Origin of the sequence: Pseudomonas sp. F01002, from assembly GCF_004402115.1 — a bacterium.
Lineage (GTDB): Bacteria > Pseudomonadota > Gammaproteobacteria > Pseudomonadales > Pseudomonadaceae > Aquipseudomonas > Aquipseudomonas frigoris.
Genome location: NZ_SOPU01000024.1, coordinates 95354 through 108040, shown reverse-complemented (window position 1 = coordinate 108040; position 12687 = coordinate 95354). Strand labels below are relative to the sequence as shown.

Annotated in this window: 13 protein-coding genes; 1 reads left to right on the top strand and 12 read right to left on the bottom strand. The window is 59.4% G+C overall.

What is annotated here, in order from left to right; all coding sequences use genetic code 11:
* Nucleotides 1–30 precede the first annotated feature (30 nt).
* From E3W21_RS21385 to ccoN (E3W21_RS21340), 10 genes are all read right to left on the bottom strand, one after another.
* A complete protein-coding gene (locus E3W21_RS21385) occupies nucleotides 31–570 on the bottom strand; it encodes a FixH family protein (protein WP_008146825.1) in 540 nt (179 codons plus the stop codon).
* Between the two features lie 11 nt (nucleotides 571–581).
* Complete coding sequence (ccoG, locus tag E3W21_RS21380) at nucleotides 582–1994, bottom strand: cytochrome c oxidase accessory protein CcoG (RefSeq protein ID WP_134421758.1); 1413 nt, start codon at nucleotides 1992–1994, stop codon at nucleotides 582–584.
* Nucleotides 1995–2303: 309 nt separating this feature from the next.
* Nucleotides 2304–3287 carry a cytochrome-c oxidase, cbb3-type subunit III gene (ccoP, locus tag E3W21_RS21375; protein WP_134421757.1) on the bottom strand — a complete coding sequence of 328 codons (984 nt, stop codon included), beginning with the start codon at nucleotides 3285–3287 and terminating at the stop codon, nucleotides 2304–2306.
* Nucleotides 3284–3469 (bottom strand): CcoQ/FixQ family Cbb3-type cytochrome c oxidase assembly chaperone, encoded by a 186-nt coding sequence (locus E3W21_RS21370; protein WP_003175465.1) that lies wholly within the window; start codon nucleotides 3467–3469, stop codon nucleotides 3284–3286. The genes ccoP (E3W21_RS21375) and E3W21_RS21370 overlap by 4 nt, the downstream gene beginning before the upstream one ends.
* A 5-nt stretch (nucleotides 3470–3474) precedes the next feature.
* Complete coding sequence (ccoO, locus tag E3W21_RS21365; RefSeq protein ID WP_054593209.1) at nucleotides 3475–4083, bottom strand: cytochrome-c oxidase, cbb3-type subunit II; 609 nt, start codon at nucleotides 4081–4083, stop codon at nucleotides 3475–3477.
* Nucleotides 4083–5525, bottom strand: a complete 1443-nt coding sequence (gene ccoN, locus E3W21_RS21360) for a cytochrome-c oxidase, cbb3-type subunit I (RefSeq protein ID WP_129442874.1) — start codon at nucleotides 5523–5525, stop codon at nucleotides 4083–4085. The genes ccoO (E3W21_RS21365) and ccoN (E3W21_RS21360) overlap by 1 nt, the downstream gene beginning before the upstream one ends.
* A 481-nt stretch (nucleotides 5526–6006) precedes the next feature.
* Entirely contained in the window at nucleotides 6007–6960 is a 954-nt protein-coding gene (ccoP, locus tag E3W21_RS21355; RefSeq protein ID WP_129442876.1) for a cytochrome-c oxidase, cbb3-type subunit III, read from the bottom strand.
* A complete protein-coding gene (locus E3W21_RS21350; RefSeq protein WP_177338877.1) occupies nucleotides 6957–7157 on the bottom strand; it encodes a cbb3-type cytochrome c oxidase subunit 3 in 201 nt (66 codons plus the stop codon). The genes ccoP (E3W21_RS21355) and E3W21_RS21350 overlap by 4 nt, the downstream gene beginning before the upstream one ends.
* Before the next feature lie 21 nt (nucleotides 7158–7178).
* Nucleotides 7179–7787 (bottom strand): cytochrome-c oxidase, cbb3-type subunit II, encoded by a 609-nt coding sequence (gene ccoO, locus E3W21_RS21345; protein ID WP_134421755.1) that lies wholly within the window; start codon nucleotides 7785–7787, stop codon nucleotides 7179–7181.
* Between the two features lie 10 nt (nucleotides 7788–7797).
* Nucleotides 7798–9222 (bottom strand): cytochrome-c oxidase, cbb3-type subunit I, encoded by a 1425-nt coding sequence (gene ccoN, locus E3W21_RS21340; protein ID WP_134421754.1) that lies wholly within the window; start codon nucleotides 9220–9222, stop codon nucleotides 7798–7800.
* A 109-nt stretch (nucleotides 9223–9331) separates the two neighbouring features.
* Between ccoN (E3W21_RS21340) and E3W21_RS21335 the strand changes: the two genes are divergently transcribed.
* Nucleotides 9332–10009: an alpha/beta family hydrolase gene (locus E3W21_RS21335; protein WP_134421753.1), complete on the top strand. Its 678-nt coding sequence runs from the start codon at nucleotides 9332–9334 to the stop codon at nucleotides 10007–10009.
* 204 nt (nucleotides 10010–10213) lie between these two features.
* Here E3W21_RS21335 and E3W21_RS21330 read toward each other — a convergent pair whose 3' ends face one another.
* Nucleotides 10214–11779 carry a PAS domain-containing methyl-accepting chemotaxis protein gene (locus tag E3W21_RS21330; RefSeq protein ID WP_046047856.1) on the bottom strand — a complete coding sequence of 522 codons (1566 nt, stop codon included), beginning with the start codon at nucleotides 11777–11779 and terminating at the stop codon, nucleotides 10214–10216.
* Nucleotides 11780–11882: 103 nt separating this feature from the next.
* Entirely contained in the window at nucleotides 11883–12674 is a 792-nt protein-coding gene (locus E3W21_RS21325) for a CPBP family intramembrane glutamic endopeptidase (RefSeq protein ID WP_129442888.1), read from the bottom strand.
* Nucleotides 12675–12687 lie beyond the last annotated feature (13 nt).

Genomic DNA, 12687 nt, shown 5'->3' with positions numbered 1-12687 from the left:
GCTTGCTCGCGATGCGCGAAGCGCAGGCTTTTACTTCTTCAGGTCTTCGGCGCCTTGCAGCGGTTCATCACCCAGCAGCAAATCCTTGTCATGGCTGACCTGTTCTTCTTCGAACATGCGCCAGGTCTTGTCGTCCTGTACACCCAGCAGTTCTACAAAGCGGCGACCGTCGACCTTGTCGTTCAACTGGCCAATGTAGCGGCCCTGTTCGGTTTCGCTGCGCGCCAGGGTGATTTTGCGATCTTTCTCTGGCTGGGTCGGCGAGATCAGGTTCAGCTCCAGGGTTTTCGGCTGGCTGTTGCCGCTCAGGCGCAGGTCGACTTCACCGGTCACGTCGTCCAGATGAACGCTGGCGCGCAGCAGCAGGGTCTGCGCCAGCAACTCACGGTCGAGGGAGCGGTTGATGCCTTTGCCGGCCTCGTAATAGTTGTCGTTGACCAGGTTGTCCGGGTTGTTCACCGCAATCGTCACCATGGACAAGGTCAGGGTCACGGAACACGCCAGGATGGCGATGATGATCCACGGCCAAAGGTGCTTGTACCAGGGACTTGCGGCAGTTGCTGTGGGCATGATCACTTCTCTCAACGAACTTGTGGGCCGATGAACCGGCTCTTGGCTTCAATGTGGACGCTGTCGTCATCGGCATCCTTGAGGATGAATTTCACCTCGTTGGTGCTCGATGGCAGTTTCTCCGGCGCGCTGGACAGTTCGACCGGCTGGCTGAAAATCTCCCCGGCGGCGACCTTGATCTCGCGCTTGCCTTGCAGCTTGAGGTCCGGCAGGCCAGCGGCTTCGAGCACGTAGGTGTGGTCGCGCTGATCCTTGTTCATGATCTTCAGGCTGTAGACGTTTTCGATCCGGCCTTCGGCGTTCTCGCGGTACAGCACGCGGTCTTTGCTGACGTCGAAACCGACCAGCGAACGCATGAAGAATGCGGTCATCAGCAAGGCGATCATCGCCAGCAGCACCGTGGCATAGCCGATCAGGCGCGGGCGCAGTTTATTGGTTTTTTGCCCGGACAGGTTGTGCTCGGTGGTGTAGCTGATCAGGCCGCGCGGGTAATCCATCTTGTCCATGATGCTGTCGCAGGCATCGATGCAGGCCGCACAGCCGATGCATTCGACTTGCAGGCCGTCGCGGATGTCGATACCGGTCGGGCAGACCTGGACGCACATGGTGCAGTCGATGCAGTCGCCCAGGCCCATGGCCTTGTAGTCGGCGCCTTTCTTGCGCGGGCCGCGGCCTTCACCACGACGCGGGTCGTAGGAAACGATCAGGGTGTCTTTGTCGAACATCACACTCTGGAAGCGCGCGTACGGGCACATGTAAATGCACACCTGCTCGCGCAACCAGCCGGCATTGCCGTAGGTGGCGAGGGTGAAGAAGCCGACCCAGAAATACGACCAGCCGTCGGCTTCGCCGGTGAAGAAGTCGATGGTCAGTTCGCGGATCGGCGAGAAGTAACCCACGAAGGTCATGCCGGTCACGAAGCCTATCAACAGCCACATCGCGTGTTTGCTGAATTTGCGCAGGAATTTGTTGGCGCTCATGGGCGCTTTGTCGAGCTTGATGCGCTGGTTGCGGTCGCCTTCGGTGACCTTCTCGCACCACATGAAAATCCAGGTCCAGACACTCTGTGGGCAGGTATAGCCGCACCAGACCCGCCCGGCGTACACGGTAATGAAGAACAGGCCGAAGGCGCTGACGATCAGGATCCCCGAGAGCAGGATGAAGTCCTGAGGCCAGAAGGTTGCGCCAAAGATGAAGAATTTACGCTCCGGCAGGTTCCACCAGACCGCCTGATGGCCACCCCAGCTCAGCCAGACCGTACCGAAATACAGCAGAAACAGCCCGGCACCACCCATCATCCGCAGGTTGCGGAACAGTCCGGTGAAAGCGCGGGTGTAGATCTTTTCTCGAGAGGCGTAGAGGTCGACGCTGTTGTTCGCGTTCTTGGCAGGTGTGACGTCGTGTACCGGAATCTGGTTGCTCATCATTGCATCCCACGGCAGTGGAAAAATGCCTCGGTCAGTACATGCCGACCGCGGTCAAAAAGAGGTGTTGCAGTGGCGCAATGATACGCCTGTAGCTCTAACTCAAGGGTGCGACCTTTGGTCACGTTGGTGGAATTCAACTGACGGTGTAATGACTTGAATCAATTGACTTGTGAATTATGGACGAGTTTTCCAGCGCAGGCTCGGCAGCTGCTACGGGTTGAGCACAGATCGAACACAGGTCATAAACAAAACGGCCCCGCCAATTCACATTGGCGGGGCCGTTTTTTATTGCATCAAGCGTTTGCCTTACTGGGCGTCCGCCACTGGCGCTTTCTCACCGTGAGAGAGGCTGTAGACGTAAGCGGCCAGCAGGTGAACCTTGTCGTTGCCTTGCAGCTGTTCTTGCGCAGGCATCTGGCCCTGACGGCCGTAACGGATGGTCTGCTGCAGCTGAGCGAAGCTCGAACCGTAGATGAACGCTGCTGGGTGGGTCAGGTTAGGCGCGCCCATCGCTGGTGTGCCTTTGCCTTCCGGACCGTGGCACACCGCGCAGTTGGCAGCGAACAGCTTCTGGCCGGCTACCGGGTCAGCCTTGGTGCCTTCCGGCAGTTTGCGGCCATCGAGGTTGGTCAGTACGAACGCGGCAACGTTCGCAACGCCTTGCTCGCCGATCACTTCAGCCCACGCCGGCATGACCGCGTGACGGCCACCCATGATGGTGGTCTTGATGGTTTGTGCTTCGCCGCCCCAGCGCCAGTCGGCGTCGGTCAGGTTAGGAAAGCCGTAAGCGCCCTTGGCATCGGAACCGTGGCAGACCGAGCAGTTGGAGGCGAACAGGCGGCCACCCATCTTCAGGGCTTGCGGGTCCTTGGCGACTTCTTCGATTGGCATGGAAGCGAACTTGGCGAAGATCGGGCCGAACTTGGCGTCCGACTTGGCCATTTCCTTTTCCCACTCGTGAACGCCGGTCCAGCCGGTCTGGCCATTGGCGAACGCGGTCTGCTTGTCGTTATCGAGGTAGTTGTAACCCGGCAGCAGGCCTTTCCAGTTACCCAGGCCCGGGTACAGAACCAGGTAGCCCAGGGCGAAGATGATGGTGCCCACGAACAGCATGAACCACCATTTCGGCAGTGGGTTGTCGTACTCCTCGATCCCGTCGAAGGAGTGGCCAACCGTTTCTTCGGTGGCTTCGCTGCGCTGGCCCTTGCGGGTGGACAGCAACAGCCAGGTCAGGGCGAAGATCGTGCCGAGACTGAGGACTGTGACGTACAGACTCCAGAACGTAGTCATTCTTTGTTACTCCTAGAAGCTTGCTCGACGTGCTTGATGGCTTCGGGATCATCCGCGAAAGGCAGCAAGGTCGCGTCTTCAAACTCCGACTTGCGCTTGGGGCTGAATACCCACAACGCCAGACCGATGAAGGCCACCATCACAACAACGGTGCCCAGGCCACGAATCATCCCGATATCCATCTAAATCACCGTTTGCTTTTGATGATGGTGCCCAGGCCTTGCAGATAGGCCACCAGCGCGTCCATTTCGGTTTTGCCCTTCACAGCATCCTTGGCGCCGGCGATGTCTTCGTCGGTGTAAGGGACGCCGAGCGTGCGCAAGACTTCCATTTTCTTGGCGGTGTCTTTGCCGTCGAGCTTGTTTTCCACGAGGAACGGGTAGGCCGGCATTTTCGACTCAGGCACCACGTTGCGCGGGTTGTACAAGTGCGCACGCTGCCAGTCATCGGAGTAACGACCGCCAACACGGGCCAGGTCCGGACCGGTACGCTTGGAACCCCACAGGAACGGGTGGTCCCAGACGCTTTCACCGGCGACCGAGTAGTGGCCATAACGTTCGGTTTCAGCACGGAACGGGCGGATCATCTGCGAGTGGCAGCCGACACAACCGTTGGCGATGAAAATGTCACGGCCTTCAAGTTCCAGCGCCGGGCGCGGCTTCATGCCTTCGACCGGTTTGTTGGTCACGTCCTGAAAAAACAAGGGGACGATCTGGGTCAGGCCGCCGATGCTGACGGCGATAACCATGAAGAAGGCCAGCAGGCCAATGTTCTTCTCGACTGCTTCATGCTTCATCAGTGAGCTCCAACTACAGCAATCTGTTCAGCGGCTTTGGCTTCAGCCGGGTTCGAGGCACGTACGGTACGCCATACGTTGTAGGCCATGAACAGCATGCCGCTGGCAAAGAACGCACCGCCCAGGGCGCGAACGATGAAACCAGGATGGCTGGCTTGCAGCGCTTCAACGAACGAGTAGGTGAGGGTGCCGTCGTCGTTGATTGCACGCCACATCAGACCCTGGGTGATGCCGTTGACCCACATCGAAGCGATGTACAGAACGGTACCGATGGTCGCGAGCCAGAAGTGCGTGTTGATCAGGCCGATGCTGTGCATCTGCACACGACCGAACAGTTTCGGGATCATGTGGTAGATGGCGCCGATCGAGATCATCGCCACCCAGCCCAAAGCACCGGCGTGTACGTGGCCGATGGTCCAGTCTGTGTAGTGAGACAGCGAGTTGACGGTCTTGATGGCCATCATCGGGCCTTCGAAGGTCGACATGCCGTAGAAGGCCAGGGACACAACGAGGAAGCGCAGGATCGGGTCGGTGCGCAGCTTATGCCAGGCGCCCGACAGGGTCATCATGCCATTGATCATGCCGCCCCAGCTTGGTGCCAGCAGGATGATCGACATCGCCATGCCCAGCGACTGAGCCCAGTCCGGCAGCGCGGTGTAGTGCAGGTGGTGCGGACCGGCCCAGATGTACAGGGTGATCAGCGCCCAGAAGTGCACGATCGACAGGCGATAGGAGTAGATCGGACGCTCGGCCTGCTTCGGCACGAAGTAGTACATCATCCCAAGGAAACCGGTGGTCAAGAAGAAACCCACGGCGTTGTGGCCGTACCACCACTGGATCATTGCGTCAGTCGCACCCGAATAGGCGGAGTAGGACTTGAACAGGCTGACTGGTAGCGACATGTGGTTGACGATGTGCAGCATCGCCGTCACGACGATGAAGGCACCGTAGAACCAGTTACCCACATAGATGTGCTTGGTCTTGCGCTTGACGATGGTTCCGAAGAACACCGCACCGTAGGTCACCCAGACGATAGCCAGCAGGATAGCCAGGGGCCATTCCAGTTCCGCGTATTCCTTGGTGGTGGTGTAACCCAGCGGCAAGGTAACGATCGCGCCGACGATTACAGCCTGCCATCCCCAGAAGTGGAAGGCCGCCATGCGGTCGGAAATCAGTCGCGTTTGGCAGGTTCGCTGCACGACGTAATAAGAAGTGGCAAACAGTGCACAACCACCGAAGGCGAAAATCACCAGGTTGGTGTGCAACGGGCGTAAGCGTCCAAAAGTCGTCCACGGCAGACCGAAGTTCAATTCCGGCCATACAAGCTGTGAGGCGATGAAGACACCAAGCCCCATGCCAAGGATCCCCCAGACCACCGTCATGATGGCGAACTGGCGGACTACCTTATAGTTATAAGCAGTCGGACTGATTGCTGTGCTCATTCTAAGGTTCCACGGTTTGGGTGTTTTATTAGGAGTAAAAATCGGCCGCAAGTATGGAGAAAGCGGGGGGTCATTGCAACGCGCCATGACCTGGGTCAATGCTTTCAAAAGCTGATTCTGCGGCCTTTCCATGCGCCGCGTAGGGACAAAATTGCCCAAGGGAAAAATGTCGCAGCAGACGAAAATGGTGAGGGGGTCAGGTCGGATGTAACGGGGTGTGTTCAAACACAACGATCGGGTGACAGATGGCAATTGGCACGACAGCCGGTATCTACCAGCCTTTGCGGCTTGTCATCGAGCAGATTCGTCGAACACATCGGGTTGGGTCGACCTGGAACCGGCTCATGCCAGTCCGCATCGGGGAAGCTTAGACCCGAATCTGGGGAACCGAAAGGAGGACTAACGGAGGGGTGCGACACTTGGTCGCAAAGGGGCAGGGAACTGCCGCATCCGGGGAATGCGGCAGCAGAGCGGTCGAGATTTATTCGTGTTTGCCTTCAGCCTGCAAACGCTCGGTGCTCAGACCGTGAGACAGGCTGTAAACGTAAGCGGCCAGCAATTGCACCTTGTCGTTGCCGAGCAGTTCGTTCTGCGCCGGCATATGGCCCTGGCGGCCATGACGAATGGTCTGTTGCAGTTGCGCCAGGCTTGTTCCGTAGATAAAACCGGCCGGTTGCGTCAGATTCGGCGCGCCCATGGCTTCAGTGCCCTGGCCGTTTGCCCCATGACAGGCTACGCACATGGTGCTGAACGCTTGCTGTCCGGCGTTCAGATCGGCGCCACTGTCGGCCGGCAAAGGCAGGCCGGCCAGTTCATGACGTACATAGGCGGCAACGTTTTTCACACCAGCATCACCAAGGATTTCACCCCAGGCCGGCATCGCGGCCATGCGACCGCCCATGATCGTCGTTTTGATCATCTCGGCGTCGCCACCCCAGCGCCAGCTGGTGTCCGCCAGGTTTGGGAAGCCGAAAGCGCCCTTGGCATCCGAGCCGTGGCAGACCGCGCAATTGGAGGCAAACAGGCGACCGCCCATTTTCAAAGCTAGAGGGTCCGTTGCCACTTCTTCCACAGGCATCGCCGCGAATTTGGCGAAGATCGGCCCGAACTTCGCGTCCGACTTGGCCATTTCCTTTTCCCACTCGTGGACGCCGGTCCAGCCGTCCTCGTAACCCGGCAGAATGCCTTTCCAGTTTCCCAGCCCTGGGTAAAGCACCAGATAGCCCACGGCAAATACCAGCGTGCCGGCGAACAGCATGAACCACCACTGCGGCAGCGGGTTGTCGTACTCCTCGATGCCGTCGAAGCTGTGGCCCATGGTCTGGTCGACGCTGCCCTTGGTTTCGCCCTTGCGGGTGCCGATGAGCAGCCAGGTCAGGCCGATCAGGCTGCCGATGGTCAGTACGCAGATCCACGTACTCCAGAAGGTGGTCATGGCCGGGTACTCCTTGTTTCAGGTTCTTGGGTGGCGTCATCGGGTAGCGGTTCATCGGCGAACGGCAGCAAACGCGCTTCGGCGAATTCCGGATTGCGCTTGCTGTTGAACACCCACAGCGTCAGGCCGACGAAGGCTACGAACACCACGACCGTGCCCAGGCCGCGGATCATTCCACTGCTCATTTCACTCATTATTTCAAAGGGCATGGCCATGGCTCACCTCTTGCTCTTGATGGATGTGCCGAGCACTTGCAGGTACGCGACCAGCGCGTCCATTTCGGTCTTGCCCTTGAGCGAGGCGACTGAGCCTGCGATGTCATCGTCGGTGTATGGCACGCCGAGGGTGCGCATCGCCTTGATCTTGGTTTCGGTGTGGCTGCTGTCGAGTTGATTGGCCACCAGCCACGGATAGCCGGGCATTTTCGATTCCGGCACCACGTTGCGCGGGTTGTACAAATGCGCACGGTGCCAGTCTTCGGAGTAGCGACCACCGACCCGGGCCAGGTCCGGACCGGTACGTTTCGAGCCCCACAGGAACGGATGATCCCAGACGCTTTCACCGGCCACCGAGTAGTGGCCGTAGCGTTCGGTCTCGGCGCGAAACGGCCGGATCATCTGCGAATGGCAGCCGACGCAGCCTTCGCGGATGTAGATGTCGCGACCTTCCAGTTGCAGCGCGGTGTAGGGCTTCATGCTTTCCACCGGTTTATTGGTCACGTCCTGGAAGAACAGCGGGACGATTTGAGTCAGACCGCCAATGCTCACGGCCAACACCATCAGCAACATCAGCAGGCCGACGTTTTTCTCGATTGTTTCGTGTTTCATGGCGGCCTCCTCAGGCGATCTGCGCGGCAGCGGCGACTTCGGCAGGCTGCGAGGCCCGCACGGTGCACCAGGTGTTGTAGGCCATCAGCAACATGCCGCTGAAGAAGATCGCACCGCCCACCAGTCGCACGACGAAGCCTGGGTGGCTGGCCACCAGGGTTTCGACGAAGGAGTAGGTCAGCGTGCCGTCTTCATTGACGGCGCGCCACATGAGGCCTTGGGCGATGCCGTTGACCCACATCGAAGCGATGTACAGCACGGTGCCGATGGTGGCGAGCCAGAAGTGCGCGTTGATCAGGCCGATGCTGTGCATCTGCGTGCGGCCAAAGATTTTCGGGATCATGTGGTACAGCGCGCCGATCGAGATCATCGCTACCCAACCAAGGGCGCCGGCGTGCACGTGGCCGATGGTCCAGTCGGTGTAGTGGGAGAGGGCGTTGACCGTTTTGATGGCCATCATCGGCCCTTCGAAGGTCGACATGCCGTAGAACGCCAGCGAGACCACGAGGAAGCGCAGGATCGGGTCGCTACGCAACTTATGCCAGGCGCCCGAGAGCGTCATCATGCCGTTGATCATCCCGCCCCAGCTCGGCGCCAGCAGGATCAGCGACATCACCATGCCCAGCGACTGAGCCCAGTCCGGCAGCGCGGTGTAGTGCAAGTGGTGCGGGCCGGCCCAGATGTACAGGGTGATCAACGCCCAGAAGTGCACGATCGACAAGCGATAGGAATACACCGGACGCTCGGCCTGTTTCGGCACGAAGTAGTACATCATCCCGAGGAAACCGGCGGTGAGGAAAAAGCCTACGGCGTTGTGCCCGTACCACCACTGAACCATGGCATCGGTCGCACCCGCGTACACCGAGTAGGACTTGGTGAAACTCACCGGCAGTTCAAGGTTGTTGACGATGTGCAGAATCGCCACGGTGATGATGAACGCGCCGAAGAACCAGTTGCCGACGTAGATGTGCTTGGTCTTGCGCTTGGCCAGTGTGCCGAAGAACACCACGGCGTAGGCGACCCAGACGATGGTGATCAGAATGTCGATCGGCCATTCCAGCTCGGCGTATTCCTTGGAGCTGGTGTAACCCAGCGGCAGGCTGATGGCCGCCAGCAGAATCACCACTTGCCAGCCCCAGAAGCAGAACGCGGCGATTTTTGGCGCAAACAGTTGTGTCTGGCAGGTACGTTGCACCGAATAGAACGAACTGGCGAACAGGGCGCAACCGCCAAAGGCGAAGATCACTGCGTTGGTGTGCAACGGGCGCAGGCGCCCGAAGCTGGTCCACGGCAGATTGAAGTTGAGTTCAGGCCAGACCAATTGAGCCGCGAGAAAAACCCCGAGCCCCATACCGACGATGCCCCACACCACCGTCATAATGGCGAATTGGCGGACCACCTTGTAGTTGTAGGCGGTACTGATAGAAGTGTTCATGGTTCCCCATCCACGGTTCAGCCGAAGTGAAGGCCCGCCTTTGCGAGTAAGCCGCATGGCAGACGCTCCCTTCGCCTGGAGTTATAGGCAGACTAAAAGCGAGGTAAGCATGGATAAAGAGCACAAGGCCAGTATTGACGGGGATCAATGGGCGCGGTGTGTGCGGGATCATGGATGGTTGTGGAATGCCGCCTCAGCACCGGCATCGGCGACGTTGATCCTCGCCCATGGCGCTGGCGCGCCGATGGACAGCGGATGGATGAACGACATGGCTGCGCGCCTTGCTGCATCTGGGATCAACGTGCTGCGCTTCGAGTTTCCGTACATGGCGCAACGGCGTGTTGATGGGGGTAAGCGTCCACCGAACCCGGCACCGAAACTGCTCGAGTGTTGGCGTGAGGTCTATGCGGTGGTGCGACGCCATGTCGCTGGGCGTCTGGCCATTGGGGGCAAGTCCATGGGCGGGCGGATGGCGAGTTTGTTGGCGGATGAATTGGGGGCGGATGCGCTGGTGTGCCTCGGGTATCCGTTTTATGCGGTGGGGAAACCGGAGAAGCCTCGGGTTGAGCATTTGGCCGGGTTAAAGACGCGCACGTTGATTGTTCAGGGCGAACGGGATGCGTTGGGCAATCGCGAGGCCGTTGAGGCTTACACGTTGGCACCGAGTATCGAGGTGTTTTGGCTGGTGGCGGGGGATCATGATTTGAAGCCGTTGAAGTCTTCCGGGTTTATCCATGAGCAACATCTGGCGGCTGCGGCGCAGAAGGTTGCCGAATTTCTTCAGTGAAATTTGCGGTGTCGATCAGGGCCCCATCGCGAGCAAGCTCGCACACATTTTGATTTGTGATGTGAATCAGATCTTCATCCACCGCAAATCCCCTGTGGGAGCGAGCTTGCTCGCGATAGCTGTCTGCCAGGCGACATCACTTTCGGGTTGGCAATAAAAACCCGGAAGCTTTCACTGTCCGGGTTTTTATCTTTCCAGCGACTGTTAGCGGTTAAACCGCTCCACCAACGAATACTGGGTATTCGCAGTCTTTGTCAGCTCTTCACTCAACAACGCCGAGTGTTGCGCCTGTTCCGAGGTCTGATCCGCCAGGTGCGAGATGTTGCTGATGTTGCGGCTGATTTCTTCGGCCACTGCACTTTGCTCTTCGGTCGCCGCAGCGATCTGGGTGGTCATGTCGGTGATGTTGGCCACCGCTTCGCTGATCCCCACCAGTGCCTGATCCGCTTCCAATACCCGCGCCACACCTTCTTCGGCCTGGCGATGCCCGGCTTCCATGGTTTGCACCGCGGTGCTGGCGGTCTGTTGCAGCTTGGCGATCAGGGCGTGGATCTGCCCGGTGGATTCGCTGGTGCGTTGCGCCAGTTGACGGACTTCGTCAGCCACCACCGCAAAGCCACGACCCATCTCGCCGGCACGGGCCGCTTCGATGGCTGCGTTCAACGCCAGCAGGTTGGTCTGGTCGGCGATGCCTTTGATCACATCGACCACGCCACCGATTTCGTCGCTGTCCTTGGCCAGTTGGGTCACGGTCAGGCCGGTTTCACCGACCACCACCGACAGGCGCTGGATGGCTTCGCGGGTTTCCCCGGCGATGTCGCGGCCGCGACCGGTCAGGCGATTGGCTTCCTGAGTCGCATCGGCCGTGCGCTGCACGTGGCTGGCGACTTCCTGAGTGGTGGCGGCCATCTGATTGACGGCGGTGGCCACTTGCTCGGTTTCGACGCGTTGGCGTTCCAGGCCGTTGGAGCTGTTATGCGCCAGGGTATCGGACTGTTTCGCTTGGTCGCTCAGGTGCTCGGCGGTGTCCTGCAGACGAGTCAGGCAGGTTTTAAGGCGGGCTTCCTGGCTGAGGATCGACATCTCCAGACGCGCCTGGGCGCCGCGACTGTCGGTGTACATCTGCGCGATCAGCGGGTCGGAGGTCGTCTGCCCGGCCAGGTGCAGCAGACGCTTGAGGCCGCGCTGTTGCCAGCTCAGCCCCAACAGACCCAATGGCACCGACAGGCCGGCGGCCAACGCAAAACCCCATTGGGAATTGAGCGACGCGCCGATCATGAAGCTCAGCTGGCTGACCAGAATGAACGGCAGCCAGTCCTGCAGCACCGGCAGCCATTTGTCTGTTGAAGGAATCGCCGACTTGCCCTGGTTGATGCGTTGGTAGAGCGCTTCGGCACGGCGGATCTGCTCGGCGGTGGGTTTGACCCGCACCGATTCGTAACCGACCACCTGATTGCCTTCGAAAACCGGCGTGACATAGGCGTTAACCCAGTAGTGATCACCGGTCTTGCAGCGATTCTTGACAATGCCCATCCATGGCAAGCCTTGTTTCAGTGTGCCCCACATGTGCGCGAATACCGCGGCCGGGACGTCAGGGTGACGGACCAGGTTATGCGGCGCACGGATCAGCTCTTCACGAGAATACCCACTGATCTCGACGAAAGCGTCGTTGCAATAGGTGATCACGCCCTTGGCATCGGTGGTGGAAATCAACCGTTGCTGAGCCGGGAAGGTCCGTTCGCGTTGTGTAATGGGCTGGTTGTTACGCATGGCTTTTTCAATCCGCAAGGCTTTGACGGGTTGTCGGCATCGTCAGCCATTTATTGAGATTATTTTTCAGTAATCAGTGGCGCGTCGCAAAACGACCCTTGCGTCAGCCGGCGAGCATCGGATAGGTGAACAGCCCGAAGTGCAGCAGGTTCAGGCCGAAATGGGTGGCGATGGCCGCACCCAAGCCACCAAAACGGTAGGCCAGACCATAGCCGACACCCGCCAGACTCGCCAGCAACACCCATTGCCAGCCGGCGCCCACATGCACCAGGCCGAACAGCAGCGAGGCGAGGAGCAGGGCGAGGTTTTCACCGTAGGGCAGGTTTTTGAAGTGCCGGGTCAGACCGCCCTGGATGTAGCCGCGAAACAGCGCCTCCTCCACCAGCGTCACCAGCAGCAAATTGTTAAGCGCCCACAGCCAGGCTTGATCCGGCCACTTCGGTGCCCAGCTGATCACGCCCAGCAACAGCGCGCCACCCAAGGCCAGCGCGGCGCTCAACGTCAGCCCCAGCGCGGTGGCATAGATGGAAAGGCGCAGCGAACGTCGACCGACAATCCACGGGCAAGCCAGCAAAAGCCAGAACCCGATCAGGGGTTTGTCCTGATTCAGGTACATGAAAAACGGCACGGCATCGTCGGTGAATCGCTGAGAGGCGAAACCACGACCGTTGTAGAAACCGGGAAGCCAGTGCATCGCCAGTGCCAGGACCAGGACGAAGAACACCCCATGACCGAGGTAGCGGCCGGCTTGAACCTTTTGCTGGCGCACGGCGAAACCTGTGAACAGCAACAATGCGACGGAGATTAGGGCCAGCCAGCCGAGTTGGCCGTAGATCAGTGCCAGACCATAGCCGAGGGAGAGGAGGGCCAGGTAGTTCCATGGCAGGGCAATCATTGAAAATCCTTGT

Bases quoted from the DNA above. Each gene is read 5' to 3' on its own strand.
- E3W21_RS21385 (WP_008146825.1), bottom strand. From the start codon at position 570: ATGCCCACAGCAACTGCCGCAAGTCCCTGGTACAAGCACCTTTGGCCG.
- ccoG (WP_134421758.1), bottom strand. From the start codon at position 1,994: ATGAGCAACCAGATTCCGGTACACGACGTCACACCTGCCAAGAACGCG.
- ccoP (WP_134421757.1), bottom strand. From the start codon at position 3,287: ATGACTACGTTCTGGAGTCTGTACGTCACAGTCCTCAGTCTCGGCACG.
- E3W21_RS21370 (WP_003175465.1), bottom strand. From the start codon at position 3,469: ATGGATATCGGGATGATTCGTGGCCTGGGCACCGTTGTTGTGATGGTG.
- ccoO (WP_054593209.1), bottom strand. From the start codon at position 4,083: ATGAAGCATGAAGCAGTCGAGAAGAACATTGGCCTGCTGGCCTTCTTC.
- ccoN (WP_129442874.1), bottom strand. From the start codon at position 5,525: ATGAGCACAGCAATCAGTCCGACTGCTTATAACTATAAGGTAGTCCGC.
- ccoP (WP_129442876.1), bottom strand. From the start codon at position 6,960: ATGACCACCTTCTGGAGTACGTGGATCTGCGTACTGACCATCGGCAGC.
- ccoO (WP_134421755.1), bottom strand. From the start codon at position 7,787: ATGAAACACGAAACAATCGAGAAAAACGTCGGCCTGCTGATGTTGCTG.
- ccoN (WP_134421754.1), bottom strand. From the start codon at position 9,222: ATGAACACTTCTATCAGTACCGCCTACAACTACAAGGTGGTCCGCCAA.
- E3W21_RS21335 (WP_134421753.1), top strand. From the start codon at position 9,332: ATGGATAAAGAGCACAAGGCCAGTATTGACGGGGATCAATGGGCGCGG.
- E3W21_RS21330 (WP_046047856.1), bottom strand. From the start codon at position 11,779: ATGCGTAACAACCAGCCCATTACACAACGCGAACGGACCTTCCCGGCT.
- E3W21_RS21325 (WP_129442888.1), bottom strand. From the start codon at position 12,674: ATGATTGCCCTGCCATGGAACTACCTGGCCCTCCTCTCCCTCGGCTAT.